We start from the raw sequence: 25,639 nt of genomic DNA, 5'->3' as shown, positions 1-25,639 counted from the left end.
TGCCTTGAATGAAGGAGGGGTGATGAAAGCCTTGATGATTACCCGCGACGCCAGCCTGCACGATGAAATCGCGGCGCAAGGCGCGGCCCGCATGCCCGTGCTGCGGCTGCTGGACCGGCGCAACGGCTTGCGCGACGCCGTCGAGCGCATGCTGCCCGAAGCGCCCGAGCTGGTGATCGTCGACGCCAGCGGCATCGATGCCGACGAAGCCGACCTGCTCGAGCGCCTGGCGCGCCAGTATCCGCTGGCCGTGCTGATGCTGCTCACGCGCGGCCAGCAGCAGGATGTGCTGATCCGCGCCATGCGCGCCGGCATGCGCGAAGTGCTGCAGCTGCCGCTGGTGCACAAGGCCTTCCACGAAGCGATGGACCGGGTCGATATCCAGGCCGGCGTGACGCAGATGCGCGACGGTAAAGTGCTCGCCTTCATCTCGTGCAAGGGCGGCAGCGGCGCCACCTTCCTGTCGACGAATTTTTCCTACGCGCTGGCCAGCCTGGCCGGCTGCAAGGTGCTGCTGATCGACCTGCACGGCCAGTTCGGCGACGCCACCCTGTATGTCTCGGACCAGAAGCCGGCCATGACCTTGTCCGACATCTGCGCGCAGATCGCGCGCATGGACGGCGCCTTTCTCGCCTCGTGCCTGGTGCACATCACGCCGAACTTCGGCGTGCTGGCGGCGGCCGACGACCCGGCGCACAAGGTCGACATGCAGCCCGAGCACATGGACCGCATCCTGGCCGTGGCGCGCCAGCACTACGATTACATCGTGCTCGACGTGGGACGCCAGATCGATGCGCTGTCGCTGCGCGCGCTCGACAACGCCGACGCGATCTATCCGGTGCTGCAGCTGGCCTTGCCCGACATCCGCGACGGGCGCCGCCTGCTCGACATTTTCCGCTCGCTCGGCTATCCGGGCGAGCGCCTGCGCCTGATCGTCAACCGCTATGAAAAGGGCGGCCGCCTCCGCCTGGCGGACCTGGAGCAGGCGCTGGGCGCGGAAGTGGTGCACACGGTGCCCAACGATTACATCGCCGCCACCGATTCCGTCAACCAGGGCATTCCGCTGCTGCAGCTGTCGCGCACCAGCGCCGTGGCGCGCAGCCTGGCTGAACTGGTGGAACTGGTGACGGCGCGCCGCGTGACGGAAAGCCGCGGCCTGTTCGATCGCCTGTTCAGCCGCAGCGAGGCTTAGGACGGGGATGGATGTCAAGGCTCCCGCCGGGAGCCATCATGGGAGCCGAGATGACTTTACGCGAACGCCTGGCGGCGAATGAAACGGTGCGCCCCGCCACGAATGGACAAGGGGCGCTGGCGCTGCATGCCTACCAGGAACTGAAAAAGACCATGCACCAGACGATACTCGACCGTATCGACCTGGAACGCCTGAAACGCCTGACGGCCGAACAGTTCAAGCACGAGCTGGCGCTGCTGGTGCAGCGCGTGATCGAGGAAGAGCGCATCGTCCTGAATCAGCACGAGCGGCATAGCCTGGTGCTCGACATCCAGCACGAGATGCTGGGCTTCGGCCCGCTGGAACCGTTGCTGGCCGATGCCAGCGTGTCCGATATCCTCGTCAACACCTGCGACAAGGTGTATGTGGAGCGGGGCGGGCGGCTGCAGCTGACGGACGTGACCTTCCACGACAATGCGCACCTGATGAAGATCATCGAAAAAATCGTTTCGCGCGTGGGACGGCGGGTCGACGAATCGAGTCCGATGGTCGACGCGCGCCTGCCGGACGGCTCGCGTGTGAACGCCATCATTCCGCCGCTGGCCGTCGATGGCCCGATCCTGTCGATCCGGCGCTTTGCCGTGCAGCCTTTGAGCATCGCCAACCTGCTCGACTACAAAAGCCTGACGCCGCCCATGGTGCAGGTGCTGCAGGCGCTGGGGCAGGCCAAGGTCAACATCCTGATCTCGGGCGGCACGGGCAGCGGCAAGACGACCCTGCTCAACGTGCTGTCCGGCTTCATACCCGGCAGCGAGCGCATCGTCACCATCGAGGATGCGGCCGAACTGGCGCTGCGCCAGCCGCACGTGGTGCGCCTGGAAACGCGCCCGCCGAATATCGAGGGCAAGGGAGAAGTGAGCCAGCGCGCGCTGGTGCGCAATGCGCTGCGCATGCGGCCCGACCGCATCATCCTGGGCGAGGTGCGCGGCGCCGAGGCGCTCGACATGCTGCAGGCGATGAACACGGGCCACGAAGGGTCGCTGGCGACCATCCACTCGAACACGGCGAGGGATGCGCTGGCGCGGCTGGAAAACATGGTCGGCATGGCCAGCGTGAACCTGACGCCGCGCGCCACGCGCCAGCAGATCTGTTCGGCCGTGACGGTGGTGATGCAAGTGTCGCGCCTGACGGATGGCGCGCGCAAGCTGGTCAGCCTGCAGGAAGTGACGGGCATGGAGGGCGACATCATCGCCATGCATGAAATCTTCCGCTTCGAGCAGACGGGCGTCGATGCGGCTGGCAAGGTGCTGGGCCACTTTTGCGCCACGGGCGTGCGGCCCCGTTTCACGGAACGCTTGCGCATGTTCGGCGCGCCCGTGCCCGATACGGTGTTCGACCCGGACCGCATCTACGAATAAAGGAAGCATCATGGACCTGGTGTTCTACGGCTTTGCCGTGCTGCTGTTCGCCGCCTGCATCCTGATGGTGGAAGGCGCCTGGCTGTGGTGGGCGGGCACGCACGGCAGCGCGGCGCGGCGCATCAACCGGCGCTTGCGGCTGATGGCGGCGCGCGGCGAGGCCGGCGGCGAGCGGGTTTCCATCCTCAAGCAGCGCCGCTATGCGCGTTCGCCTGGCCTGGAGCGCTGGCTGCGGCGCCTGCCGCAGGCGGCAAAGCTCGACCACCTGCTGCTGCAATCGGGCTTGTCCTGGTCGGTGGCGCAGTTCTTGGGCGGCGCGGGCGGCTTGCTGCTGCTGGCGCTGCTGTGGCTGGCCATCTGGCCCATGCCGCTGCCGGGCGCCTTGCTGCTGCTGGGCGTGGCGGGCGGCGGGCCGTGCATGGTCGTGCTGCGCGCGCGCGCGGCGCGGCTGAAAAAGATCGAGGCGCAATTGCCGGAAGCGGCCGATTTCCTGGCCCGCGCGCTGCGCGCCGGGCACTCGTTTTCGAATGTGCTGCAGATGGTGGGCGATGAACTCAATGAGCCGATCAGCGGCGAATTCAAGATGGCGCACGAAGAGATCAATTACGGCGTGCCGATGAACGAGGCGCTGCAGAACCTGGCCGCGCGCATCCCGCTGACGGACTTGCGCTACCTCGTCATCGCCGTGCTGGTGCAGCGCGAATCGGGCGGCAATCTGGCCGAAGTGCTGGTCAGCATCGCGCGCATCATCCGCGCCCGTCTGAAGCTGCTGGGGCAGGTGCGCGTGCTGTCGGCCGAGGGGCGCATGTCGGCCTGGGTGCTGGGGCTGATGCCGGTGGTGATGATCGGCGTGATGGCGCTGGTCAACCCGCAATACATCAGCCTGCTGTGGACGGATCCCAGCGGCATCAAGCTGCTGTGGTACGCGGCTGGCATGGTGGCGCTGGGTGTCGTGTGGATGCGCAACGTCATTCGCATCCGCATCTAAGAGATCGCCTGAAAAAAAGTCCATGGCGTTGTTGCGTCGCCTTGTCGTACTGTCGTACTGCCTTCGGCGACACGCCTAGCCCTGAACGTTTTGTCAGTCGATCAATCGGAGGAAATGCCATGACTGGCCCGCAACTGCTGTTCCTGTTGATCGTCTTCGCCGTGGTGGTGGCGCTGGCCCTGCTGGCGTGGCTGATCTTCTTTCCCGGCGCCTTGCGCCAGCGCCTGTTCGGTGCCATGGCGCCGGCCGCCAGCGAGGCGGTGGCCGACACGGGCTGGGTGGAGCGCGTGGCGCGCGTGGCGCAGCCGTTCAGCAAGCTGTCGCTGCCGGAAGAGGGCTGGGAGCGCTCGCCGCTGCGCACGCGCTTCATGAACGCGGGCTGGCGCCAGGCCAGCGCGCCGGCCCTGTACTTTGCCGCGAAAACCGTGCTGGCCCTGCTGTTTCCCACCGTGCTGGGGCTGTATGCGGCCAGCGCCATGGCGGCGCAGCTGCGCAGCGTGCTATTGCTGCTGCTGTGCGTCAGCGCCACCGTCGGCTATTACCTGCCGAACCTGGTGCTGGCCAGCACGGCCAAGCGGCGCCAGCGCGACATCTTTGAAAACATCCCCGACGCGCTCGACTTGCTGACCGTGTGCGTGGAAGCGGGCCTGAGCCTGGAGCGCGCGCTGGTGAAGGTGTCGGGCGAAATCCACATCAAAAGCGTGGTGCTGGCGCAGGAATTGCAACTGGTGCTGATGGAAATGCGCGCCGGCTTTTCCAAGGAAAAGGCGCTGCGCAACCTGGCCTTGCGCAGCGGCGTGGAAGATGTCGACACCCTCGTCGCCATGCTGATCCAGTCGGAACGCTTCGGCACCAGCATGGGCGATTCGCTGCGCGTGCACTCGGAAAACCTGCGCGGCAAGCGCAGCCTGCTGGCCGAGGAGGCGGCCGCGAAGATCGCCTTGAAACTGCTGTTCCCGCTGATCTTTTGCGTCTTTCCCACCCTCATGCTGGTGCTCATGGGGCCGGCCGTGATCGAAGTCTATCGCGTGCTCGTGCCGGCCATGGCCAACCGCTAAAAGGAGCTACCATGCGCTTGACGATTTCCCGCCTGGCCACCGCCTGCGCCTGCCTGGGCTTGGCCGCCTGTACCACGCCGCCGGCCCACGCGCCGTTGCCGCAGTGGCCGGATGCCGATGCCGCCTATGCGGCGGGGCGCCAGCATTTCGAGCGGGGCGACTTGCCGGCCGCGCAAGCGGCCTATGCGCAAGCCTTGCGCGCCGCGCCGCGCCATGTGAATGCGCGCAACGGCCTGGCCGTGCTGCACGCGCAGCGGGGCGAGCACGATGCGGCGATCGCCCAGTGGCTGGCCCTGACGCAGGAAGCCGGTGCGCCGCAGCCGCAACAGGCGTATCTGTTCAGCAATCTTGGTCGTGCCTACTATTTGCGCGGGCGCGATGCGCAAGCGTTGACGGCGCTGGAGCAGGCGTGTCTGCTCGATCCGCTCAATGCGCTGGCCTGGCAGCACCTGGCGCAAGTGCTCGAACGGCTGGGACAGCACGCGCGCGCGGCCGTCATGCGGCGCCAGGCGCAGAGCCTGCAGGAACATGATTTACGGAGCGACATGGCCGTCTTGCGCAACGCGGCGCCGCCGCAGGGCGTGCCCGCTGCCGCGCCGCTGCCGGATGCGCCCGCCATGGCGCGCATCGAGATCACGCAAGGCGACGGCATGGCCCGCTTGCAGCGCGTGCCGGCCGCCGCGCGCAGCGTGCCGGCTGTCACGGCCGAGCGGTCCATGCCGGCTCCTGCCGCGCCCCGCCCGCGTTTGGAAATTGTAAATGGCAACGGCGTGCCTGGCCTGGCCGCCGCCCTGGCGCGCAGCCTGGCTGGCGCTCCCGTGCAAGTGGTGCGCCTGGCCAATGAAACCGGCTTCCAGGTGGCGCGCACGCGCGTCGAGTACCGGCCCGCGCAGGAGCAGGCGGCGCGCCAGCTGGCGCGTCAGTTGGGGACGCAGGTGCAAACCCCAGTAGAAACCCAGGCCGGCGACTGCCCCGCCAGCGAGCTGCGCCTGGTACTGGGGCGCGACTTGAGCGATCCGGCCATGCTGCACCGTTATTATCTGCAGCAATTGCAGCTGGCGCGCCAGGCGCTGGCGCGGCTCGGTTAACACGTCTTGAGCGGCACAGAAAACGCGGCGCCTTGGCGGGCGCCGCGTGTTTTTCATGCTGCGGATGATTACGGCTGGCGGCGCCGCGTAAAAGCCAGGGCCGCCAATCCCATGCCCAGCAGGAACAGCGTGCCCGGTTCCGGTACCGCAAGCGGCGGATCGATGACGACGATATCGGTGCGCGTGGACTTGGAAAAATTCAAGGTATAGCTGCCGGCCGGCAGGGCGAAATTCGAGGTCAGGGAAAACATCGCGAAACCATTCGTGAAGGCGCGCCCGGTGGCGGGGTCGTTGGTGCCCGCCGTCATGTTCAGGCTGAACGGGTCGAGGCTGCCGGCGCCATGGTTGCCATTGATGTCGCTGCCATTGTTGGCATCGCCATCGGGCGCGAACTGGAAGATCACGCCATCGGCGTTCGCGTGCGACAGGCAGCCGGCGGGGCTGGAACTGTTGCACGAGATATTGAAGATATCCATGATCGACACGTTCGATTTGTCGCCCATGGTCGTCACGCTGGTGCGCAGGTCGCGCCGTCCCATGAAGCTGAAGGTGATGAAGCCGGCGCTCGACAGGGTCAGGTTGACGGAGCCGGTCAGCGTGTCGCCGGCCGTGGCCGTGGCGGCGCCGATCGTGTTGCGCTGGGCTTCCGCCACGGCGCTCACGCTGGCGCCGCCATTGAGCATGTTGCCGAAGGCATGCGCATCGCCGCGGGCAAATTCCAGGGTGGAACTGGGGCTGGGGGCGTAGTGGTTTTGCGGCAAGCCGCTGCAGCCGCCGCCCGAGCACACTTGCAGCACGTCGGCGTTGGCGGCCGGTCCTGTATTGACGGCGCGCGGATTGACGGCCACGCCGCCTTCGAAAAAGGCGCTGTCGCTGGCATTGCGGTTGGCGCCGGCCAGCGACAGCGCACCGGCGCTGGTGGTGATGCGGAAATTGTTCAACTCATTGACGGCCAGGCCGTACGCGCCGGCCTGTGCCTGGCCGCTGGCCAGCAGGCTCGCCGTCGCCAGTGCGCCCAGCCAGCCCAGGGTCTTGCTTCGTGTGTGATCAAGGTTCATCGCAGCCTCTTGTCGTGGTCAGTCTCGGAAAATCCGGGGGACAAAGAATCCAGAATGACTTGCCTGGATTCATCTCGTAGACAGGGATAAGCAGCTTGCGTGCCACACAAAAATATCACAAGAAATCAAATACTTGCGCAAAGCGAACTGAGCTGGATGACGTGAAGTGTAAGAAAGGCCGACGCCGCTTGGCGGGCGCCGTCGGCCTGCCTCAGGTGCCCCGGTGATAACCCAGGTGGCCGCCCGAATTGCGTGCGCAGCCGCAACCGATGCGCGCCACTTCCTCGCCTTCCGTCAATTTCCAGTTGGTAATCGTCGTGTGATTCCAGTCGATGTCGCTTTTCTTGACAGGTTTGACCGTCAAGATGCGTGCTTCCGCATCCGTGTACTCCATCAGCTCTTCGTCGTCGGCGATGTCGAAATGGCGGTGGATCAGGGAAATGCCGAAGCGGTCGAGTGCGCCGTAGCGTTGCAGCACGTCGCGCAGTTCGCGAAAGCAGGCCAGATCGTCGGGCAGCAGCGGATTGACGGCGGAAATATCGGCGACGGGTTGCCATTGCATGGCGTGGATGTTCAGGCTGTGCATGATAGGCTCCTGTGCCCCATGATGATAGGCCCAGGCTGCCGGAGGGGCGCCGGCACGCCTGGCGAAATGCCCATCGTGGACGCAACGCCGCTGCGGCGCTTGCGCCGTATCAAAGGTGCGGCACATCGCCTCTCGTCCGATTATTGCCCGGTAAAATAGGCCATGGCAAACAAAACCCCCACCTTCCCCGGCGCGCGCACGGGCCGCGGCCAGGTCCTGGCCGTGCTGCTGTCGAACCGCGACCAGTCCGGCGCCGAACCGCTGCAAGGCCGCGTCTCGCTGGCCGCCATCGTCAAGGCATTGAAACGCAAATATCACTGGCCGATCGAGACGCACAGTTTTCCCGCCAACACGCAGGATGGCCGCGCCAGCTGGGCGACCGTCTACAGCTTGCCGGACAAGGTCATCGAGACCGCGCTGGAGGCCGGCGGCCGGGAGTGGCTGGAGAGCCGGGGAGCGGCCGGGCGGCGCTGAGCGCGCCGCTTGCTTTACTCGATTCCTTTACTCGATCCCTTTATTCGAGCCGGAAGCCGACCTTGAGCGTGACCTGGAAGTGCGCCACCTTGCCATCGACGATATGGCCGCGCGAATCGGTCACTTCATACCAGTCCATGTGCTTGACCGTCAGCGCCGCCTTGGCAATGGCATCGCGTATCGCCTGATCGCTGCTCTCGGTCGACGTGCCGACCAGTTCGATCAGCTTGTAAGTGTGTGCGGACATGATATTTCCCCAGGTAGGCAAGCCAGACATCGGGAGCCTGCTTTGCGCAAGCACGTGCTCATCTTGCGCCTAAATGTGCCGGACGTCATTGCGCGGTGCAGCAATGCGGAGGCGAGGCCGGGCATCGCCATGTCGGCGGCATGGCTTTCGATTAAAGTAGGGGGGGCACGGTCGTGAGGAGTTTACCGTAGTGTTGTGTGGGATGAAACTTGGAGGGGGGAGGCCAACTGAAAATTAGTGGACGTTATTCTTCACGCGCCACTTGCTTCAGCGATGGGGAATTTCCCGTCTGCTTTGTTCCACACTCTGTGGTTACGTAGGTACACCTGATTGGCCCATGGCTGTGCGAGTCAGGGTGCTTGACCTTCTATCGAAGGACACGGTCGAGCAGTGAATCGACATCATCGCCAGGTACTCCATCGATGAAAGTGTCAGTGCCTTGGCCCGCATGTATGTGGTCTCGCGGGTCAACATCCTTGGTGTAATGAAGCCTAATTAAAGGCAACTTTGGCTCTCTTCCCAGCTAGCGCATGGGCAGAAAAATGCATAAATAGATAAATAAGTTAGTGAGCACCGCTGACAAATTCGCCCGGATTAATATATACTGATGTAAATGGACTGGGAGAACCTGGTCGGCGCTACAGCCTCGGTGAGTTTCACCGGGGCTTTTCGCTTTATGGGGCCGGATGAATTTTTAGTCCCCAATCTTCAAACCCCTCTCCGACATTTTCTCTACCCCCGCTGCAGTAGAATTTTCTCTTCAGCACAGAAAATGCGCGATTTTCCTGCAGAGGCTTGAGTACCCTCATTCCAACAGGCCTCGCTACTAAATCGGCAAGTTGTAGTCCGGAGGAGTTCACTTTCTTGTCGGCGAAGACGATGTCGAAGGGGAGGCGCCTGCCAATCTTGTTCGCTCCGTCACACATTCGACGAAACTCTAATTCAAGTTCGTTATCCTCCTTCTTGCCCCGTCGCTCAAAAACAACATGGGTAAGCCGCTCTTCTTGGCCTTTTTCCTGTAAAAATTCATACAAAGTCTCTAGGCAAAACCCGAGTGCTAAGTGGTATGGATGAGATTGCACGCCGGCCTTGTCCCGTAGTTGATTCTTGTCGATAGCACAACTAATCAGCACAAAGTTACTAGTTTCAATTATCTCGGTCAACTCGGTAAGAAATTGAACTTTTTCGTCGCGAGACGCAAAAAAATTGAAATCGCCCTTCTCCTTCCTAATTTCATGCTCATGGAGAACTACGAGGTCGTGACCAAAATGCTTGAACTTGAATTTCTCTAATGTTGGGACGACGGTATCAGTGTAGTAACGCTTATGAAACACACAAAAAGCTAGAACGAACATTGGATAGTTATCGTCTGCCTTCAGCATGCCATGGTCTCCGCTTTCATCGACATACACGATATAACTACTGAACTTTTCGACAACCTCTGCATGTGGTATGACTAGGGGGGAAGGTGTAGGCACTGCCGGTACGGCAGGTTCCACGGCAACTTCGATCTGAACACTGATGGCTACAGTTGTTTCGATGACGGGTTCCGGCTCCTGTTCAGCTTGAAACAAAAGAAATTGTCTGGAGGTCATAGCTCACCTTTTCTAATTTGCTTACTAGATTGTTCCAAAGCTACTTGAATTGCCTGCACAGTGGTTGCATGACTTTGAAGAACTGAGCACAAACAAAAAAGGGCTACAAGCATAAGCATGTAACCCTTTGATTTCCTACTAAATTCTGGTGCCGACTGCCGGTTTCGAACTGGCCACCTGATGATTACAAATCAACTGCTCTACCAAATGAGCTAAGTCGGCAAAAACTGCGCGTTGCGAATTATACGCTATTTAATGCGTGTCAGGGTCGGGCGGCCGCCTTTTTTTGGTGGCTCGTCGTCGCCGGGCGTGGCGCTGTCGCGTTGTTCGGGGGAGCTGGTCGGCACGGACGACAGGGTGGGACCGCTGGCGGCGGGGGCGAGCACGGGTGGCGGGACGTCGGCGGAGGCCGGGCTGTCCGTCGGTTGCGCGTCCGGGTCATCGTTGCCCAGCACGGGCTCGAAAGCCATGCCCTGGCCGTTTTCGTTGGCGTAGATGGCCATCACGTTGTCGACCGGCACGTAGATTTCACGCGAGACGCCGCCAAAGCGGGCGTGGAAGCGGATGGCGTCGTTGTCCATCTTCAGGCCGCTGGTGGCGCCGAAGCTGATGTTGAGCACGATTTCGCCCTTTTTCACGTATTCCATCGGTACCGTGGTGCGCGAATCGACTTTGACCGCGAGATAAGGCGTGTAGCCGCTGTCGGTGCACCACTCGTAGATGGCGCGCAGCATATAAGGTTTGGTTGAGATTTCAGACATGGTAGGCACGGTGAGGCGGGAGCGCCCCCGTCAGCATGAGGCGGGCGCACCGGTAGTTCAAAAGACTGGGACAGCGCAAAAAGCAACTTTAACACATGGCCCAAGATGCCCCAGAAAGCGTAGCGAGCAAGCCCGATATTGGCCTCAGTAACGCAGCCGTACTGAAGTACGGCGAGTAACGCCAGGTCAAGAGCGGGCTGCGCAGTAGCTTTATGGGGATATCTTTTAGCGACGCATCACTTTTTCGGATGGCGTCAGCGCTTCGATGTACGCAGGACGCGAGAAGATGCGTTCGGCGTATTTCATCAGCGGTGCGGCCGTCTTCGACAGTTCGATGCCGTAGTGGTCCAGGCGCCACAGCAGCGGCGCGACAGCCACGTCGAGCATCGAGAATTCGTCGCCCAGCATGTACTTGTTTTTCAGGAACAGCGGCGCCAGGGTCGTCAGGCGGTCGCGGATTTCCGCGCGTGCCTTGTCGTGGGCCTTGTCGTTGCTCTTGGCGCGTTCGCTTTCCAGCACGTGCACGTGCACGAACAGTTCTTTTTCGAAATTGAACAGCATCAGGCGCGCGCGGGCGCGCATCAGCGGATCGGCCGGCATCAGTTGCGGATGCGGGAAGCGCTCATCGATGTACTCGTTGATGATGTTCGATTCATACAGGATCAGTTCGCGTTCGACCAGGATAGGCACCTGGCCATACGGATTCATGGTCGAAATGTCTTCCGGTTTGTTGAACAGGTCGACGTCGCGCACTTCGAAGTCCATGCCTTTTTCAAACAGGACCAGGCGGCAGCGTTGCGAAAATGGGCAGGTTGTACCCGAATAGAGAACCATCATTTTTTATAGTTCCTTAGAAACAAAGGGGGTGAAGCCGCGAACGGCTCACCCCAGGTCGCTTGTCCACTCATGCGGACAACGCAGAAACAGGCATAAACCGGCCTATGGCCGGCGCCTCACTTATTTGACTTCCTTCCAGAACGACGCGTTAAGGCGCCATGCCAGCAGAGCAAAGACCGACAGGAACAGCAGCACCCACACGCCCAGGCGCTTGCGTGTCTGCTGTGCCGGTTCGGCCATCCACTCCATGTAGCCGACCAGGTCGGCTACCGCATTGTCATACTCGATCTTGTTCAACGTACCTGGCTTGACCTGCTCGAAGCCGGCAAATTTGTGGATCTTCTTGCCAGCTTCGTGCGGATCATTCTCTTCCACGAACTTGGCAGACTGGACACCTTGCAATTCCCATAATACATGCGGCATGGCAACATTCGGCACGACCATGTTGTTCCAGCCGGTCGGACGAGTGTCGTCTTTATAGAACGTACGCAGGTAAGTATACAGGTAGTCGCCGCCTGTGCCAGCGGAAGATGATTTCGCGCGCGAAATTACCGACAAATCCGGCGGTACGACGCCAAAGAAGGCCTTGGCGTCCTGCGGTGCCAGGCTCGTCGTCATCAAGTCGCCGACTTTATCGCCGGAGAACAACAGATTCTGCTTGATCTGGTCTTCCGTCAAGCCCAGGTCGCGCAGGCGGTTGTAGCGCATCGACACGGCGGCGTGGCAATTCAGGCAATAATTGACGAACAATTTGGCGCCATGTTGCAGCGCTGCCATGTTGGTCTGGCGGTCAGGAGCCTTGTCCAGCGGAAAGCCGCCTTCGCTGGCGAGAGCCATGGCGGGCACGAGGGCCAGGATGGCGAGCAGTTTTTTTGCAATCTTCATATGATGTATGTCCTTTGAGCGTGGCGTGAGAGCGGCTTAGTGCGGGTGAAACGTCACACGCGACGGCACGGTCTTGAACTTGCCCATTGCACTCCACCATGGCATCAACAGGAAGAAGCTGAAGTAAATCAGGGTGCACACTTGCGACACGATGGTCTTCGTATCCGTTGGCGCCTGGGTCCCGAGGTAGCCGAGGATCAGGAACGACAGGCCGAAGATGGCGTACACATATTTGTGCCAGTTCGGACGGTAGCGGATCGATTTCACGGGGGAATGGTCGAGCCATGGCAGGAAGGCCAGGATCACGACGGAACCGCCGAAGAACACCACGCCCCAGAATTTCGCGTCCAGCACCTGCGGCAGCATGCCGATGATGGCGACGATGGCGATGCCGGCGATGGCAGACTTGACCGTCGTCGACAGGCGCGACTTGAGCCAGATGAACACCACGTAGGCAGCCACGACACCCATCAGCACGTACATGAAGTCGGCCGTGGTGGCGCGCAGCACCGAGTAGAACGGCGTGAAGTACCAGGTTGGCGCGATGTGCAGCGGGGTCTTCAGCGAATCGCCTGGCAGGAAGTTGTTGTATTCCAGGAAATAACCGCCCATTTCCGGCGCGAAGAAGACGACGGCGCTGAAAATGACGAGGAAGATCGAGACGCCGAACAAATCGTGCACGGTGTAGTACGGATGCGATGGAATCGAATCGACCGGGTGGCCGTCGGCGCCCAGGTTTTCCTTCACTTCGATGCCGTCCGGATTGCTCGAACCGACTTCGTGCAGGGCGATCAAGTGCGCTGCAACCAGGCCCAGCAGTACCAGCGGGATGGCGATCACGTGGAAGGCGAAGAAGCGGTTCAGGGTCGCGTCGGAAACGACGTAGTCGCCGCGGATCCACAGCGACAGGTCAGGGCCGATCAGCGGGATGGCGCCAAACAGGTTGACGATCACTTGTGCACCCCAGTACGACATCTGGCCCCATGGCAACAGGTAACCGAAGAACGCTTCGGCCATCAGGCACAGGAAGATGGCGAAACCGAACAGCCAGATCAACTCGCGTGGCTTGCGGTACGAGCCGTACAGCAGGCCGCGCGTCATGTGCAGGTAGACGATGATGAAGAAGGCCGAGGCGCCCGTCGAGTGCATGTAGCGCACCAGCCAGCCCCACGGCACTTCGCGCATGATGTACTCGACGGAATTGAAGGCCAGGGCCGCATCCGGTTTGTAGTGCATGGTCAGGAAGATGCCGGTGACGATCTGCAGTACCAGCACCAGCATGGCCAGCGAACCGAAGATGTACCAGAAGTTGAAGTTTTTCGGGGCGTAGTACTTGCCCCATTGGTCGTTCCACAGCTTGGTCAGGGGAAAGCGGTCATCGACCCAGCCCAGCGCTTTTTCGGCGACGGGAGCGTCCGCCGGGAATTTCGTTTCTTTGAAAGCAGCCATGATCAAGCCTCGCCTTTCTCGTCTTTACCTATCAGCAATTTGGTGTCGCTCAGGTACATATGGCGCGGCACTTGCAGGTTGTCCGGCGCCGGCTTGTTCTTGAACACGCGGCCAGCCATGTCGAAGGTGGAGCCGTGGCAAGGGCACAGGAAGCCGCCTTCCCAGTCATCGGGCAGCGACGGTTGCGGGCCGGGGGTAAATTTCGAGGAAGGGGAGCAGCCCAGGTGGGTGCAGATGCCGACGGCGACGAGAATTTCAGGCTTGATGGAACGCGCCTCGTTCATGCAGTATTCGGGCGTGAATTCGGCGGGATTGCGTTGGGAATTGGCATCGGCGACCTTGCCATCGGTTTGCTTGAGCGACGCGATCATTTCGGGCGTGCGCTTCAAAATCCAGACCGGCTTGCCGCGCCATTCGACGGTGCGCATTTCGCCGGGTTGCAAGGTGGTGATGTCTACTTCGACCGGCGCGCCAGCCGCTTTCGCGCGCTCCGACGGCTGGAAGGTGCTTACCAAGGCTCCCGCGGTTGCCAATCCAACTACACTGCCCGCCGCGCACGTGGCGACGAGCAAGCCGCGACGGCCTGAATCGACCTGCTTTTCGTTACTCATGCAAACCCCAATCAGTCAAAATGCGAATCTTTATTATGAGTGGCAGCCGCGAAAAACCCGTCGCCGAAGTTCTTTCCCACTGATTGCCGCAACCCGCATCTTTGTACGGTAAAGTGGCAACATCCCTGCGGAACTTCGGACTATGGCGCAGCCCATGCCAGTTTCTTGTTGATTATCCGGAAGCGAAAAAGCCGCTTCTGGCAACCGCAAATTATAAGTGAAGCAAACAACGAATAAAACAAAAACGTTGCTTGTACCATAATTTATATACTTTTGCAGGAGGTGGCTAGTTCTTTCGAACTAGATGCGCGCGGCTGTGCCGGAATTGGTCTCGCCGGCAACCACAAGTTGGTGTGCCCGGGAATCAATAGTATGATCGGCATGTTTTTTATACATATCCGAAGGAGAAATTTCATGGCAATGATGCAAGAATTTAAAGAATTTGCAATGAAGGGTAACGTCGTCGATCTGGCGGTCGGTGTCATTATCGGTGGTGCCTTCGGCAAGATTGTCGATTCCCTGGTGCAAGACGTGATCATGCCGCCCATCGGCCGCATTTTCGGCGGCCTCGATTTCGCCAATTACTACCTGCCCTTGAATGGCCAGGCGACGACCCTGACCCTGGTGGAAGCGAAAAAGGCGGGCGCCGTGCTGGCCTACGGCAATTTTTTGACCATTTTGCTCAATTTCGTCATTCTGGCTTTCATCATCTTCCAGATGGTGCGCCTGATGAACAAGGCCCGCCGCAGCGAACCGGTCGCGCCGGCGCCGGCACCGGCCACGCCGGAAGACATCGTGCTGCTGCGTGAAATCCGCGACTCCCTGCAGAAGAACGGACAGAATAGCAACGATCTGGCAAAATAAGTCGTTCCGGCACCGGCCGGCTGACCTGGGTGGAGTGTTATGCGACGATTCTGGTTATTGTTTGCGCAAACCGTGACGATCGCGTTGGCGCTGTACTTTGTGTACGGCGCGCTGCGCCCGGCCAGCCGGGTACAGCAACTGGGCTCTCCTGCCAAACCGGTGCCCGTGGTGGAAACGGCGTCCAGCAGCCTGGCGCCCGGTTCCTACCGCGACGCGGCGGCGCGCGCCATGCCCGCCGTCGTCAACATCCTCACCCTGCAAGTGCCCAAGCGCGGCGCCCATCCGCTGGCGCGCGATCCCTTCTTCAAACGTTTCTTCGGCGACCGCGACCCGGACGGCGAGGATGACGACGACTTGAAAAACAGCCTCGGTTCGGGCGTCATCGTCAGCCATGAAGGCTATGTGCTGACCAACAACCACGTGGTCGAAGGCGCCGACGAAATCGAAGTCGTGCTCACGGATGGCCGCAAGGCGCCCGCCAAGGTGGTGGGCCTGGATCCGGAAACGGACCTGGCCGTGATCAAGATCAACCTCGACAAGCTGCCCGTGATCGTGCTGGGCCAGTCGGAACTGGCGCGCGTGGGCGACGTGGTGCTGGCCATCGGCAACCCCTTCGGCGTGGGCCAGACGGTGACCATGGGCATCATCTCCGCCCTGGGCCGCAACAACCTGCACATCAACAGCTTTGAAAATTTCATCCAGACGGATGCGGCGATTAACTTCGGCAATTCGGGCGGCGCCCTGGTCGATACGCGCGGCAACTTGATCGGCATCAATACGGCAATTTACTCGCAAAGCGGCGGCTCCGTCGGCATCGGCTTCGCCATCCCCGTCTCGACGGCGAAAACCGTGATGGAAGCCATCATCAAGGATGGCCATGTGGTGCGCGGCTGGATCGGCGTGGAAACGCAGGACATCACGCCCGAGCTGGCGCAAAGCTTCAACTTGCAGCGCAGCAGCGGCGCCATCATCGCCGGCGTGGTGCGCAACGGCCCGGCCGACAAGGCGGGCATCGTGCCCGGCGACATCCTGCTGACGGTGGAAGGCAAGCCTGTCGGCGACACGACGGAAATGCTGAACCTGATCGCCCAACTGCCGCCCGGCGGAAAAGCTAAAATGACGGTGCTGCGCAAGAATCGCGAAGCGGCGCTCGACGTGATGGTGGGCAAGCGCCCCCTCCCGAAAGAGCTTTCCAAATAGTTGCTGATCGGAATTTGACACATGCATGTGCGTGATTTGACCCAATTTTTACGTGAACTGAGCGACAACAACAACCGTCCCTGGTTTGTCATGAACAAGCCCCGTTACGACATCCTGCGCGAGGAATTCCTTGCGCTGGTGACGTCACTGATTGCTGAACTCGGCAAGTTCGACCCGGCCGTGAAGTACTGCAATCCGAAGAAGGCCTTGTTCCGCATCAACCGCGACGTGCGTTTTGCGCACGATAAAAGCCCGTATAAGACGCGCTTTTCGGCCGCCATTGCGCCGAACGACATGCGCCGTCCCAGCAAGGCGGGCGGCCCCACGTATTACCTGCAGATCGATGGCCAGGGCAACCTGCTGTTCGGCGCCGGCGAATACATGCCGCCGCCCGGCCGCCTGAAGGCGCTGCGCGAGCATATGCTCAACGACGCGCCAGGGTTTTCCAAAGTACTGAAAAATAAGCGTCTGAAAGCCCGTTTCGGCACCATCCAGAACGAGGGCAAGCTGCAGCGCCCTCCCAAGGGCTTCGAGGCGGATGCCGAACATATCGAATTCATCAAGCTGAAGAGCTTTTTTGTCTGGACTGAAATACCGCTGCCCGTAAATGCTCCCGAGAAACTGCTGCCGACCCTGGCGGAAGGCTTGAAGGATGCGTGGCCGCTGGTCGAGTGGATGCGCGGCGCGAAAGAGCCGGAGGAAGTCACCGAGTAATTGCGGAAGGAGCACATGATGGCACTGGAACACGCAAGTTCAGGACAGGTGATCGAGGTGCTGCGCAGGGACGGCGACGACCTGTCGCAGTTTTCCGCCATCGCGCTGGCCAAGACGGATGAGCTGGAACTGATCCGCATGTGCATGCCCAAGGGCAAGACCATGCCCGAGCATCATGTGCTCGGCGAAATCACCTTGCTGTGCCTGCAAGGGCAGGTGGCGGTGACGGCGCATGGCGGCGTACACCTGCTGGGGCCGGGGCAGATGCTGTACCTGCTCGGCGGCCAGGCGCACGCCCTGGAAGCGCGCGAAGACAGCCTGTTATTACTGACCATACTCATGCACAAGGCGGGACGTTAGGTTTTTTCTGGCGCTCAAGCCGCTTCGGCGCGCGGATCGCGCGACAGCAGCTGCTGCACCATCACGTGCGGCAAATCGCCATCGAACAGGACGCCGGCCACCGCGTTGGTGATCGGCATCTCGACGCCCATGCGGCGCGCCAGTTCGCGTACTGCCTTGGCGCACGGCACGCCTTCGGCCACATGACCCAGCTCGGCCACGATGGTGTCCAGCGCCTTGCCTTGCGCCAGGCCCAGGCCGACGCGGCGGTTGCGCGACAGGTCGCCCGTGCACGTCAAAATCAGGTCGCCCATGCCCGTCAAGCCCATGAACGTTTCCGTCTGGCCACCCAGGGCCGTGCCCAGGCGCGTGATTTCCGCCAGGCCACGCGTGATCAGCGCGGCGCGCGCATTCAAGCCCAGGCCCAGGCCGTCGGCCACGCCCGTGGCGATCGCCAGCACGTTCTTGACGGCGCCGCCCACTTCCACGCCCACCAGGTCGTCGCTCGCATACACGCGGATGGTGCCGCCATGCAAGGCCGAGACGACGGCGCTGCGCAAGGCCGCGCTGTGCGAGGCGATGGTCAGCGCGCACGGCAAGCCGCGCGCCACTTCCTGCGCGAACGAGGGGCCGGACAGGGCGCCGCCGGGGATATTGTCGCCCAGCACTTCCTGCACGATCTGGTGCGGCAACAAGCCCGTGCCGCCTTCAAAGCCTTTGCACAGCCACACCAGGTTGCCGATGGCCTTGTCTTTCAATTGCTGCAGCATGGGCCGCAAGCCCGCCACGGGGCAGGCGGCGATCAGGATGCCGTGTTCGCCACCGGCATGCGCGACGGCGGCGTCGAAATCGGCGCTGATGCGCAGTTGCGGCGGCAAGGGGAAGCCGGGCAGATAGCTGTTTTCGCCGCTGGCGGCCATGGCCGCCATGGCGTCGCCGTTGCGGCCCCACAGCAGCACGTCGTGGCGGCCGGCCAGGGCCATGGCCACGGCCGTGCCCCAGGCGCCGGCGCCGAGGATGGTGATCTTGCGGGGGAGCGCCGTGGCGGCGGGAGATGTATCGGGAGAAACTTGCATGCGACCTCAGTCTGGCAGGGGGAGGGGCGCGGCGCGGCTGGCCGCTGCCCGGATGAATCTGGCGGTGCTTACAGGCCCCACACTTCGCTGGTCTTGACGTAGCCGCTCTGGCCATCCTTGTGGCGGACCTTGACCCAGTTGGAGCTCGGCTGCTCGCTCATTTCCAGCAGCACGCCCTTGTCGACGAGGATGATGGGGGAGGCGGTGTCGTCGGGGCTGGCGCGAACCTTGAGGTTCGCGGCGCGCGCCACGACGTTGCGCTTGGCGGACAGGCCCTTGGCTTCCGTCCAGGCCATTTCGCCGCTGGCGTCGCGTACCTTGACCCATTCGCCGTAGCTGAGCACGATTTCCAGCGGCATGCCGCGTGGCGCCACGTACAGCTTGCCGCCCTTTGCGGATGGCGCGTCGTACAGGATCACGGGAGCCGCGCCCACCGTTTTGAAATCGACGGCGTGGCTGGCGGCGGTCGCCAGCAGCAGCACGGCGCCGGCCATCCAGCGGAACTTGCTCAAGAGCGCACTTTTCAACATGATATTTTTGAACCTTAACGAAACACGGCGGCCAGGCCGCCGTGTCAGGCCAGCCTTGACGGCTGGCGGGGTCTTGCAAGAGCTTAGTGCGTTTCGCTAGCTGCTGGTGCTGCGGCAGCGGCGTCAGCAATAGCTTGCAGACGTTGTTGGTAGAACACTTCGAAGTTGATCTCGGCCAAGTGCACTGGCGGGAAGCCGGCACGGGTGATCACGTCGGCGATGTTGGCGCGCAGGTAAGGGTAGATGATGTTCGGGCAGCCGATTCCCAGCAGTGGGTCGAGTTGATCAGCAGGAATGTTGCGTGCTTCGAAGATACCGGCTTGCTTGCCTTCAACCAGGAAAGCGACTTTTTCGCCGACTTTGGCGGTGACGGTGATGGTCACGGTGGCTTCGAAGATGCCGTCGGCCAGAGGCGCAGCGCCCACGTCCAGTGCCACTTCGATGGCTGGTGCTTCTTGTTCCAGGAAAATAGCTGGGGAATTTGGTTGTTCCAGCGACATGTCTTTCAGGTAGACGCGTTGGATTTGGAAGACTGGTTGCAGATTTTCGTCAGACATGGAACGCTTTCGTTGTAAAGGACAAGAACGGCACACCGTTCAAATATGGTGCTTGCGGTATTCAAACCGCGCCGGATAGGCGCGGCCAGATCAGGTGCGAGGGCAATTGTATCAAAACAATACGACAAAAAACCAAGCAATTTCTCGAACCCGCTTTATATCAGGCTGCCGTGCCATTTAACAAGGGGTCCAGCTTGCCAGCTTGATCGAGCGCATACAAATCGTCGAATCCGCCCACGTGGGTATCGCCCACATAGATCTGCGGCACCGTGCGGCGGCCCGTGCGTTCCATCATCTTGATGCGCTCTTCCGGGTCGAGGTCGACGCGGATCTTTTGCACGGCGACGCCCTTGGCTTCCAACAGGCGCTCGGCGCGCACGCAATACGGGCACACGGCGGTGCTATAGACAATTACTGGTACGGTCATGATGATTCCTTCAGTTAAGGCCGGCTTATTTCGCCAGCGACAAGGTTTTCAATGGCAAACCTTGCTTTTTCCATTCGTCGAGGCCGCCTTCCAGGCTCGTTGCCTCAGCGAAACCGGCTTTGCCCAGCAGGCCGACGGCGGTTGCCGAACGCGAACCTTTCTGGCAAACCACTACAATGGGGCGCGTTTTGAATTTTTCCAGCTCGCCTACACGTTTTGCCAGTTCCGGCAGCGGAATATTTTTTGCGTCAGGCAAGTGGCCCGTGGCGAATTCTTCTGCGTTGCGCACGTCGACGATGACAGTCTTGCCACGGTTGATCAGTTGCGTGACTTCCAGCACGGTCGCGCGCTTGCCGCGCATCGACAGCAGTGGCCAGAGGAGGGCGCCGCCGGAAATAATGACGATGGCAAACAGAAAAATGTGGTCGATAATGAATTTCACGTAGGGTCCAATGGTTTAAGTCAATCCGCGCATTATAAAATAGAAGCTGGACGAGGTCTTTTTACGTTTTGCTTTTTTGATTTGAACCCCTTGAGAAGATAGAACTATGTACAAAATCGTTTTCATGCGTCACGGCGAGTCCACCTGGAACCTCGATAACCGCTTCACCGGCTGGACCGACGTCGATCTGACGGAAAAGGGCGTCAACGAAGCCAAGGCCGCCGGCCAGATCCTCAAGCAGGAAGGTTTTACGTTCGACGTGGCCTACACTTCCGTCCTGAAGCGCGCCATCCGCACCCTGTGGCTGGCGCTCGACGAGATGGACATGATGTATTTGCCGATCAAGAACGACTGGCGCTTGAACGAGCGCCACTACGGCGCCCTGCAAGGCCTGGACAAGGGCGAGACAGCCGCCAAGTATGGCGACGAGCAAGTATTGGTATGGCGCCGCAGCTACGACACCCCGCCGCCGCCGCTGGAAGCGAACGATGACCGCGCCTCGTTCAACGATCCGCGCTACGCCGGCCTGCCGCAAGCGGCTATCCCCCTGACCGAATGCCTGAAAGACACCGTGGCGCGCGTGATGCCGGCCTGGGACGAGGAAATCGCCCCGGCCATCCGTGCCGGCAAGAAAATCATCATTTCGGCCCACGGCAACAGCCTGCGCGCGCTGATCAAGATGCTCGACGGCATCAGCGACAGCGACATCGTCGGCCTGAACATCCCGAACGGCCAGCCGCTCGTGTATGAACTGGACGCCGACCTGAAACCGATCCGTCATTACTACCTGGGCGACCCGGCAGCGATTGCGGCAGCGCAAGCTGCCGTGGCGAACCAAGGGAAGGCCAAGTAACTTGTCGTCTTTCTTCCGCGGCACAGCCATCGCCCCCTCTGCTGAACGACCCCTGCCGGCGTGGCGCGCCGGTGCCATGCTGTGCCTGGCGCTGCTGCTTTCCAGCGGTGCCGCGCAGGGCGCCAAGCCCACCGAACGCAGCAAGCAGAAGGCGGCCGCGGAAGCACAACGTGCTGGATTGCAACAAAAGCTGACGGCGCTCAAGCGCGACATCAGCCGCACGGAAAGCGCCAAGGATGACGCGGCCGATACCCTGGCCGAGTCGGAAGAAGCGATTTCCAACGCCAACCGCGCCTTGCGCGACCTGGCGCAGGAGCAAAGCGAGACGGGCGTGAAACTCAATGCGCTGGGGCAAGAGCACCAGCAATTGACGGCCACCGTCGAGAAACAGAAGACGCAGCTGTCAAAGTTGCTGCGTGAACAATATGTTGCCGGCAACGAAGACCGCATCAAGCTGCTCTTGTCGGGCGACAACCCCAACCGCATCAACCGCGACTTGCAACTGATGGCGTATGTGTCGCAGGCGCAGGCGCGCCTGCTGGAAGCCTTGCGCGCCAACTTGCTGGCCGTGGAGAAAAACCAGGCGGAGGTGCAGAACGCCAAGGATGAGCTGGAAGAAATCGCGCAGGAAGAGCGCGACCAGAAGGCCCTGCTGGTGCAGGAAAAGGCGCGCCGCGCCGCCTTGCTGACGAGCTTGTCGCAGCGCCTGGTGGCGCAGCGTAAGGAAGTGGGCAATGTCGAGCGCGACGAACAGCGCATGGGCAACCTGGTCGACAAGCTGGCAAAACTGATCGAAGAGCAGGCCGCCGCCGCTGCGGCCGAAAAGAAACGCCAGCAATTGCTGGCCGAGCAACGCGCCGCCGCGAAAGCGGCCGCCGACGCCAAGATCGCGGCGGAAAAACGCGAACGCCTGCTGGCCGCGCGCGCCAAGGCCGCCCAGGCGCAGGCTGAACGCGAACGTCTTGCGAAAGAACAACAAAACAAATCGGGCAAGATCAAGCCGCAAACGCCGCCACCGCCGCCCGTGAAACTGGAACCGATCGACGACGACGAGCCGCCGCAAGTGGCCAAGGTGACGCCGAAACCGGAACCCAAGCCGGAACCGGAGCCGGAGCGCCCGAGCCTGGGCCCGGCCGCGCCAGCCGGCGCCTTTGCCAGCATGAAAGGGCAGCTGCGCGCCCCCGTGGCGGGCAAGATCGCCGCCCGCTTCGGCAGCAAGCGCGGTGACGGCCCCAGCTGGAAGGGCGTGTTCATCCGCACGGGCGAAGGCAGCGAGATCCACGCCATCGCCGGCGGCCGGGTCGTGTTTTCCGACTGGCTGCGCGGTTTCGGCAATCTGATCATCGTCGACCATGGCGGCCAGTACATGAGTATTTATGGCAATAACCAGTCGCTGCTGAAACGCGTGGGCGATGCCGTCAAGGGCGGCGACGCCATTGCCAGCGCGGGCAACAGCGGCGGCAACGAGGAATCGGGGCTATACTTTGAATTGCGTCATCAGGGCCGCGCCTTCGACCCCGCCACCTGGGTGAAGTTTTAATTCAGTTCCCACCATTGCTGCGGCAGCGAATTTGTAGATTGCGAAGAATACATGGGTATCAAAGTCAAAAGTATCGGCCTGATCGGTCTGGGCGTCCTGGCCGGCATCGGCATGTCGCTGCAGTTCCCGGCCGTGGCGCAAAAAATCACGAATGCCCCGCTGCCGCTCGACGAGCTGCGCCAGCTGTCCGACGTCTTCGGCTTGATCAAGACCGATTATGTCGAGAAGGTGGAAGACAAGAAACTCTTGACGGAAGCCATCTCCGGCATGGTGTCGTCCCTGGACCCGCACTCCGTGTACCTCGATAAAAATGCCTTCAAGGAAATGCGCGAAAGCGTGCAGGGCAAGTTTGTCGGCATCGGCATCGAAGTGAGCATGGAAGACGGCTACGTGAAAGTCGTCTCGCCCATCGAGGACAGCCCTGCCGCCAAGGCCGGCATCCTGGCGGGCGACCTGATCACCCGCCTCGACAATATCCCGCTGAAAGGCTTGCAGCTGGAAGAGGTCATCAAGAAGATGCGCGGCCAGCCGGGCACCAAGCTGGTGCTGACGATGTCGCGCAAGGGCGAAAGCAAGCCGCTGGTCTTCCCCATCGTGCGCGAGGAAATCCGCGTGCAAAGCGTGAAGGCCAAGATGGTCGCGCCCGGCTATGCCTGGCTGCGCATCGCCCAGTTCCAGGAACCGACCGTCGATGACATGGTCAAAAAGATTAACGCGCTGTATGCGCAAGACCCCAAGCTCAAGGGCCTGGTGCTGGACTTGCGCAACGATCCCGGTGGCGTCGTGCCGGGCGCCATCGGCGTGGCGACAGCGTTTCTTCCGGGCAATTCCGTGATCGTTTCCACCAAGGGCCAGTTGCCCGAGTCGAAACAGGTGTTTTATGGCCGCCGCGAATTCTATGCCGCACCGGGCGTCAAGGCCGACCCGCTGGCCAAGCTGCCGGCCGCGCTGAAAACCGTGCCGCTGGTGGTGCTGGTCAATGCCGGTTCCGCGTCCGCCTCGGAAATCGTCGCCGGCGCCTTGCAGGATTACCAGCGCGCCACCGTCATCGGCACGCAGACGTTTGGCAAGGGTTCCGTGCAAACCTTGCGCCAGATCACGGCCGACACGGCCGTCAAGCTGACGACGGCCCGCTACTACACGCCGAAAGGCCGGGCCATCCAGGCGCGCGGCATCGTGCCCGACCTGCTGGTCGATGAAACGGCCGAAGGCGATGGCTGGAACAGCCTGCGCATCCGCGAGGCGGACCTGGAAAAACACTTGAGCAGCAACGACGGCAAGCCGGAAGCGGCCAAGCCGACGATGGAAGGCATGCAGGATCAGCTGGAAGAAGAGCAGCGCCTGATCGCCACGGCGAAAAAGCGCAAGCCGCTCGAATACGGCGCCAAGGACGATTTCCAGCTGCAACAAGCCTTGAACCACTTCCAGGGCTTGCCGGTGCAGCTGGCCAAGGCCGATGCGAAGGTGGAGAAGATCGGCGCCAAGCCGGAAATCGCTTCCGATATCAAGGCGGACGACAAGAAGATTCCTGTGCAAAAACCGTAGTCGCCGCCATGAACGACAATCAGCTGCTGCGCTATTCGCGCCATATCCTGCTGGACCAGATCGGCATCGAAGGCCAGCAAGCCTTGCTCGACGCGCATGTGCTGGTGATCGGCGCGGGCGGACTCGGCTCGCCCGCGGCCATGTACCTGGCCGCCAGCGGCGTCGGCAAGCTGACCCTGGTCGATGACGACACGGTCGACCTGACCAATCTGCAGCGCCAGATCGCCCACACTACGCAGCGCGTGGGCCAGCCGAAAGTGCTGTCGGCGCGCGAAACCTTGACCGGGATCAATCCCGAGATCGATATCATCGCCTTGCAGGAGCGCCTCGACGGCGCGCGCCTGGCCGAACTGGTCTGCTCCGCCACGGTGGTGCTCGACTGCACCGACAACTTCGCCACGCGCCACGCCGTCAACCGCGCCTGCGTGGCGGCCAGGGTGCCGCTGGTGTCGGGCGCCGTGATCCGTTTCGACGGGCAAGTGAGCGTGTTCGACCCGCGCACGGGCACGCAACCGTGCTATTCCTGCCTGTTTCCGCAGGAACAGCAGTTCACGGACGAGGCGTGCTCTACCATGGGCGTGTTCGCGCCGCTGGTGGGCGTGGTGGGCGCCATGCAGGCGGCCGAAGCGCTGAAACTGATCATGGGCGTGGGAGAGTCCTTGGCCGGACGGCTGCTGCTGCTCGACGGCTTGCACATGGAATGGAGCAGCATGCGCGTCGCGCGCGACCCCGGCTGCGCCGTTTGCGGCGAAGTGGTCTTGCCGGCCTGACAGCCCCCGCACAAATTTTTCCCTATATGACAGGCTTTGTCATATTTCCGCTTTATACTCTGCACTCATTACTCACCTTCTTCTCTCTTTCTTATGCAAAACGCAGCAAACCATCCGATACGCCAGCGCCGCGCGCGCGGCTTCACTTTGATCGAAATCATGGTCGTGGTGGTGATCATGGGTATCCTCGCGTCGCTGGTGGTGCCCAAGCTGATCGCCCGCACGGGCGAGTCGAAAGTGGCGGCGGCGAAAGTCGATATCGCTACCGTGATGCAAGCCTTGAAACTGTATCGCCTGGATAACCAGCGCTACCCGACCACGGAACAGGGCTTGCAGGCGCTGATCGAGAAACCGACCACGGGACCGGCCGCGAATGGCTGGAAGGCGGGCGGTTACCTGGAAAAAATGCCGAAGGACCCATGGGGCAATCCGTACCAGTTCCTGTCGCCGGGCGTGAAAGGCGAAGTCGACATCATTTCGCTGGGCGCCGACGGCCAGCCTGGCGGTAGCGGCGACGATGCCGATATCGGTTCCTGGGAACTGTAAGTTTTCCATT

29 protein-coding genes and 1 tRNA gene are annotated in these 25,639 nt (G+C 61.7%); 15 read left to right on the top strand and 15 right to left on the bottom strand.

Annotated elements, in window-relative coordinates; translation table 11 throughout:
- Positions 1–22: 22 nt before the first annotated feature.
- The 5 genes from NCG91_RS09415 (at position 23) to NCG91_RS09395 (ending at position 5,723) form a co-directional block, all read left to right on the top strand.
- The gene (locus NCG91_RS09415) at positions 23–1,192 is read left to right on the top strand and encodes a CpaE/TadZ family protein (protein ID WP_251349464.1); all 1,170 of its coding nucleotides are present in this window, start codon (positions 23–25) and stop codon (positions 1,190–1,192) included.
- A 50-nt stretch (positions 1,193–1,242) separates the two neighbouring features.
- The gene (locus NCG91_RS09410) at positions 1,243–2,589 is read left to right on the top strand and encodes a TadA family conjugal transfer-associated ATPase (RefSeq protein ID WP_099668285.1); all 1,347 of its coding nucleotides are present in this window, start codon (positions 1,243–1,245) and stop codon (positions 2,587–2,589) included.
- A gap of 10 nt (positions 2,590–2,599) precedes the next feature.
- Positions 2,600–3,577, top strand: coding sequence for a type II secretion system F family protein (locus NCG91_RS09405; RefSeq protein ID WP_099665821.1), 978 nt, complete (start codon positions 2,600–2,602; stop codon positions 3,575–3,577).
- A gap of 119 nt (positions 3,578–3,696) precedes the next feature.
- On the top strand, positions 3,697–4,635 hold the full coding sequence (locus tag NCG91_RS09400) for a type II secretion system F family protein (protein ID WP_251349463.1): 939 nt from the start codon (positions 3,697–3,699) through the stop codon (positions 4,633–4,635).
- A gap of 11 nt (positions 4,636–4,646) precedes the next feature.
- Complete coding sequence (locus NCG91_RS09395) at positions 4,647–5,723, top strand: tetratricopeptide repeat protein (RefSeq protein ID WP_251349462.1); 1,077 nt, start codon at positions 4,647–4,649, stop codon at positions 5,721–5,723.
- Positions 5,724–5,791: 68 nt separating this feature from the next.
- Here NCG91_RS09395 and NCG91_RS09390 read toward each other — a convergent pair whose 3' ends face one another.
- Entirely contained in the window at positions 5,792–6,781 is a 990-nt protein-coding gene (locus NCG91_RS09390) for an EDSAP-1 family PEP-CTERM protein (RefSeq protein WP_251349461.1), read from the bottom strand.
- 211 nt (positions 6,782–6,992) lie between these two features.
- Complete coding sequence (locus NCG91_RS09385; RefSeq protein WP_099665817.1) at positions 6,993–7,367, bottom strand: hypothetical protein; 375 nt, start codon at positions 7,365–7,367, stop codon at positions 6,993–6,995.
- A 162-nt stretch (positions 7,368–7,529) separates the two neighbouring features.
- Between NCG91_RS09385 and NCG91_RS09380 the strand changes: the two genes are divergently transcribed.
- Complete coding sequence (locus NCG91_RS09380) at positions 7,530–7,841, top strand: hypothetical protein (RefSeq protein WP_077398664.1); 312 nt, start codon at positions 7,530–7,532, stop codon at positions 7,839–7,841.
- Positions 7,842–7,881: 40 nt separating this feature from the next.
- Here the strand turns inward: NCG91_RS09380 and NCG91_RS09375 are convergent, their stop codons facing one another.
- From NCG91_RS09375 to petA, 8 genes are all read right to left on the bottom strand, one after another.
- Positions 7,882–8,088, bottom strand: coding sequence for a dodecin (locus NCG91_RS09375; protein WP_071325761.1), 207 nt, complete (start codon positions 8,086–8,088; stop codon positions 7,882–7,884).
- Between the two features lie 674 nt (positions 8,089–8,762).
- Entirely contained in the window at positions 8,763–9,683 is a 921-nt protein-coding gene (locus NCG91_RS09370) for a DUF3800 domain-containing protein (RefSeq protein WP_251349460.1), read from the bottom strand.
- A gap of 146 nt (positions 9,684–9,829) precedes the next feature.
- A tRNA-Thr gene (locus NCG91_RS09365) sits at positions 9,830–9,905 on the bottom strand.
- Positions 9,906–9,931: 26 nt separating this feature from the next.
- On the bottom strand, positions 9,932–10,444 hold the full coding sequence (locus tag NCG91_RS09360) for a ClpXP protease specificity-enhancing factor (protein WP_099665815.1): 513 nt from the start codon (positions 10,442–10,444) through the stop codon (positions 9,932–9,934).
- 225 nt (positions 10,445–10,669) lie between these two features.
- On the bottom strand, positions 10,670–11,281 hold the full coding sequence (locus tag NCG91_RS09355) for a glutathione S-transferase N-terminal domain-containing protein (protein WP_010394154.1): 612 nt from the start codon (positions 11,279–11,281) through the stop codon (positions 10,670–10,672).
- A gap of 120 nt (positions 11,282–11,401) precedes the next feature.
- Positions 11,402–12,166, bottom strand: coding sequence for a cytochrome c1 (locus NCG91_RS09350; protein ID WP_251349459.1), 765 nt, complete (start codon positions 12,164–12,166; stop codon positions 11,402–11,404).
- Between the two features lie 36 nt (positions 12,167–12,202).
- Positions 12,203–13,615, bottom strand: coding sequence for a cytochrome b (locus tag NCG91_RS09345; RefSeq protein WP_099668284.1), 1,413 nt, complete (start codon positions 13,613–13,615; stop codon positions 12,203–12,205).
- Positions 13,616–13,617: 2 nt separating this feature from the next.
- Positions 13,618–14,226, bottom strand: coding sequence for a ubiquinol-cytochrome c reductase iron-sulfur subunit (petA, locus tag NCG91_RS09340; RefSeq protein ID WP_034783594.1), 609 nt, complete (start codon positions 14,224–14,226; stop codon positions 13,618–13,620).
- A 414-nt stretch (positions 14,227–14,640) separates the two neighbouring features.
- Between petA and mscL the strand changes: the two genes are divergently transcribed.
- From mscL to NCG91_RS09320, 4 genes are read left to right on the top strand one after another with little or no spacing between them, the layout of a single operon-like run.
- A complete protein-coding gene (gene mscL / locus NCG91_RS09335; protein WP_046681989.1) occupies positions 14,641–15,090 on the top strand; it encodes a large conductance mechanosensitive channel protein MscL in 450 nt (149 codons plus the stop codon).
- A gap of 39 nt (positions 15,091–15,129) precedes the next feature.
- Entirely contained in the window at positions 15,130–16,290 is a 1,161-nt protein-coding gene (locus NCG91_RS09330) for a Do family serine endopeptidase (protein ID WP_251349458.1), read from the top strand.
- A gap of 21 nt (positions 16,291–16,311) precedes the next feature.
- On the top strand, positions 16,312–17,004 hold the full coding sequence (locus NCG91_RS09325) for a DUF2461 domain-containing protein (protein ID WP_251349457.1): 693 nt from the start codon (positions 16,312–16,314) through the stop codon (positions 17,002–17,004).
- 18 nt (positions 17,005–17,022) lie between these two features.
- Complete coding sequence (locus tag NCG91_RS09320) at positions 17,023–17,364, top strand: cupin domain-containing protein (protein WP_251349456.1); 342 nt, start codon at positions 17,023–17,025, stop codon at positions 17,362–17,364.
- Between the two features lie 14 nt (positions 17,365–17,378).
- Here the strand turns inward: NCG91_RS09320 and NCG91_RS09315 are convergent, their stop codons facing one another.
- The 5 genes from NCG91_RS09315 to NCG91_RS09295 form a co-directional block, all read right to left on the bottom strand.
- Positions 17,379–18,419, bottom strand: a complete 1,041-nt coding sequence (locus NCG91_RS09315) for an NAD(P)H-dependent glycerol-3-phosphate dehydrogenase (RefSeq protein ID WP_251349455.1) — start codon at positions 18,417–18,419, stop codon at positions 17,379–17,381.
- Positions 18,420–18,487: 68 nt separating this feature from the next.
- Positions 18,488–18,949 carry an SH3 domain-containing protein gene (locus NCG91_RS09310; protein WP_099665810.1) on the bottom strand — a complete coding sequence of 154 codons (462 nt, stop codon included), beginning with the start codon at positions 18,947–18,949 and terminating at the stop codon, positions 18,488–18,490.
- Positions 18,950–19,032: 83 nt separating this feature from the next.
- A complete protein-coding gene (secB, locus tag NCG91_RS09305; protein ID WP_034783580.1) occupies positions 19,033–19,506 on the bottom strand; it encodes a protein-export chaperone SecB in 474 nt (157 codons plus the stop codon).
- Positions 19,507–19,666: 160 nt separating this feature from the next.
- Positions 19,667–19,933: a glutaredoxin 3 gene (grxC, locus tag NCG91_RS09300; protein WP_070220900.1), complete on the bottom strand. Its 267-nt coding sequence runs from the start codon at positions 19,931–19,933 to the stop codon at positions 19,667–19,669.
- Positions 19,934–19,958: 25 nt separating this feature from the next.
- On the bottom strand, positions 19,959–20,375 hold the full coding sequence (locus NCG91_RS09295; protein ID WP_251349454.1) for a rhodanese-like domain-containing protein: 417 nt from the start codon (positions 20,373–20,375) through the stop codon (positions 19,959–19,961).
- A 106-nt stretch (positions 20,376–20,481) separates the two neighbouring features.
- Here NCG91_RS09295 and gpmA point away from each other — a divergent pair, with 106 nt between their 5' ends.
- The 5 genes from gpmA to gspG all read left to right on the top strand — a co-directional run bounded on the left by gpmA (position 20,482) and on the right by gspG (position 25,629).
- A complete protein-coding gene (gene gpmA / locus NCG91_RS09290) occupies positions 20,482–21,228 on the top strand; it encodes a 2,3-diphosphoglycerate-dependent phosphoglycerate mutase (protein ID WP_099665808.1) in 747 nt (248 codons plus the stop codon).
- 76 nt (positions 21,229–21,304) lie between these two features.
- Positions 21,305–22,768, top strand: coding sequence for a murein hydrolase activator EnvC family protein (locus tag NCG91_RS09285; protein ID WP_251349713.1), 1,464 nt, complete (start codon positions 21,305–21,307; stop codon positions 22,766–22,768).
- Positions 22,769–22,819: 51 nt separating this feature from the next.
- Positions 22,820–24,313, top strand: a complete 1,494-nt coding sequence (locus tag NCG91_RS09280) for a S41 family peptidase (RefSeq protein WP_251349453.1) — start codon at positions 22,820–22,822, stop codon at positions 24,311–24,313.
- An 8-nt stretch (positions 24,314–24,321) separates the two neighbouring features.
- Entirely contained in the window at positions 24,322–25,083 is a 762-nt protein-coding gene (locus NCG91_RS09275; protein WP_251349452.1) for a HesA/MoeB/ThiF family protein, read from the top strand.
- A gap of 93 nt (positions 25,084–25,176) precedes the next feature.
- Positions 25,177–25,629 carry a type II secretion system major pseudopilin GspG gene (gspG, locus tag NCG91_RS09270; RefSeq protein WP_035823835.1) on the top strand — a complete coding sequence of 151 codons (453 nt, stop codon included), beginning with the start codon at positions 25,177–25,179 and terminating at the stop codon, positions 25,627–25,629.
- Positions 25,630–25,639: the final 10 nt, after the last annotated feature.

The sequence above is a fragment of the Janthinobacterium kumbetense genome (assembly GCF_023703445.1).
GTDB classification, from domain to species: domain Bacteria; phylum Pseudomonadota; class Gammaproteobacteria; order Burkholderiales; family Burkholderiaceae_D; genus Janthinobacterium; species Janthinobacterium kumbetense.
The sequence above is the reverse complement of the archived record's forward strand: the minus strand, read 5'-3'. Positions and strand labels throughout refer to the sequence as shown.

What these genes read in the sequence shown, in the direction of transcription:
- NCG91_RS09415 (WP_251349464.1), top strand. Translation starts at nt 23, where the DNA reads ATGAAAGCCTTGATGATTACCCGCGACGCCAGCCTGCACGATGAAATC.
- NCG91_RS09410 (WP_099668285.1), top strand. Translation starts at nt 1,243, where the DNA reads ATGACTTTACGCGAACGCCTGGCGGCGAATGAAACGGTGCGCCCCGCC.
- NCG91_RS09405 (WP_099665821.1), top strand. Translation starts at nt 2,600, where the DNA reads ATGGACCTGGTGTTCTACGGCTTTGCCGTGCTGCTGTTCGCCGCCTGC.
- NCG91_RS09400 (WP_251349463.1), top strand. Translation starts at nt 3,697, where the DNA reads ATGACTGGCCCGCAACTGCTGTTCCTGTTGATCGTCTTCGCCGTGGTG.
- NCG91_RS09395 (WP_251349462.1), top strand. Translation starts at nt 4,647, where the DNA reads ATGCGCTTGACGATTTCCCGCCTGGCCACCGCCTGCGCCTGCCTGGGC.
- NCG91_RS09390 (WP_251349461.1), bottom strand. Translation starts at nt 6,781, where the DNA reads ATGAACCTTGATCACACACGAAGCAAGACCCTGGGCTGGCTGGGCGCA.
- NCG91_RS09385 (WP_099665817.1), bottom strand. Translation starts at nt 7,367, where the DNA reads ATGCACAGCCTGAACATCCACGCCATGCAATGGCAACCCGTCGCCGAT.
- NCG91_RS09380 (WP_077398664.1), top strand. Translation starts at nt 7,530, where the DNA reads ATGGCAAACAAAACCCCCACCTTCCCCGGCGCGCGCACGGGCCGCGGC.
- NCG91_RS09375 (WP_071325761.1), bottom strand. Translation starts at nt 8,088, where the DNA reads ATGTCCGCACACACTTACAAGCTGATCGAACTGGTCGGCACGTCGACC.
- NCG91_RS09370 (WP_251349460.1), bottom strand. Translation starts at nt 9,683, where the DNA reads ATGACCTCCAGACAATTTCTTTTGTTTCAAGCTGAACAGGAGCCGGAA.
- NCG91_RS09360 (WP_099665815.1), bottom strand. Translation starts at nt 10,444, where the DNA reads ATGTCTGAAATCTCAACCAAACCTTATATGCTGCGCGCCATCTACGAG.
- NCG91_RS09355 (WP_010394154.1), bottom strand. Translation starts at nt 11,281, where the DNA reads ATGATGGTTCTCTATTCGGGTACAACCTGCCCATTTTCGCAACGCTGC.
- NCG91_RS09350 (WP_251349459.1), bottom strand. Translation starts at nt 12,166, where the DNA reads ATGAAGATTGCAAAAAAACTGCTCGCCATCCTGGCCCTCGTGCCCGCC.
- NCG91_RS09345 (WP_099668284.1), bottom strand. Translation starts at nt 13,615, where the DNA reads ATGGCTGCTTTCAAAGAAACGAAATTCCCGGCGGACGCTCCCGTCGCC.
- petA (WP_034783594.1), bottom strand. Translation starts at nt 14,226, where the DNA reads ATGAGTAACGAAAAGCAGGTCGATTCAGGCCGTCGCGGCTTGCTCGTC.
- mscL (WP_046681989.1), top strand. Translation starts at nt 14,641, where the DNA reads ATGGCAATGATGCAAGAATTTAAAGAATTTGCAATGAAGGGTAACGTC.
- NCG91_RS09330 (WP_251349458.1), top strand. Translation starts at nt 15,130, where the DNA reads ATGCGACGATTCTGGTTATTGTTTGCGCAAACCGTGACGATCGCGTTG.
- NCG91_RS09325 (WP_251349457.1), top strand. Translation starts at nt 16,312, where the DNA reads ATGCATGTGCGTGATTTGACCCAATTTTTACGTGAACTGAGCGACAAC.
- NCG91_RS09320 (WP_251349456.1), top strand. Translation starts at nt 17,023, where the DNA reads ATGGCACTGGAACACGCAAGTTCAGGACAGGTGATCGAGGTGCTGCGC.
- NCG91_RS09315 (WP_251349455.1), bottom strand. Translation starts at nt 18,419, where the DNA reads ATGCAAGTTTCTCCCGATACATCTCCCGCCGCCACGGCGCTCCCCCGC.
- NCG91_RS09310 (WP_099665810.1), bottom strand. Translation starts at nt 18,949, where the DNA reads ATGTTGAAAAGTGCGCTCTTGAGCAAGTTCCGCTGGATGGCCGGCGCC.
- secB (WP_034783580.1), bottom strand. Translation starts at nt 19,506, where the DNA reads ATGTCTGACGAAAATCTGCAACCAGTCTTCCAAATCCAACGCGTCTAC.
- grxC (WP_070220900.1), bottom strand. Translation starts at nt 19,933, where the DNA reads ATGACCGTACCAGTAATTGTCTATAGCACCGCCGTGTGCCCGTATTGC.
- gpmA (WP_099665808.1), top strand. Translation starts at nt 20,482, where the DNA reads ATGTACAAAATCGTTTTCATGCGTCACGGCGAGTCCACCTGGAACCTC.
- NCG91_RS09285 (WP_251349713.1), top strand. Translation starts at nt 21,305, where the DNA reads ATGCTGTGCCTGGCGCTGCTGCTTTCCAGCGGTGCCGCGCAGGGCGCC.
- NCG91_RS09280 (WP_251349453.1), top strand. Translation starts at nt 22,820, where the DNA reads ATGGGTATCAAAGTCAAAAGTATCGGCCTGATCGGTCTGGGCGTCCTG.
- NCG91_RS09275 (WP_251349452.1), top strand. Translation starts at nt 24,322, where the DNA reads ATGAACGACAATCAGCTGCTGCGCTATTCGCGCCATATCCTGCTGGAC.
- gspG (WP_035823835.1), top strand. Translation starts at nt 25,177, where the DNA reads ATGCAAAACGCAGCAAACCATCCGATACGCCAGCGCCGCGCGCGCGGC.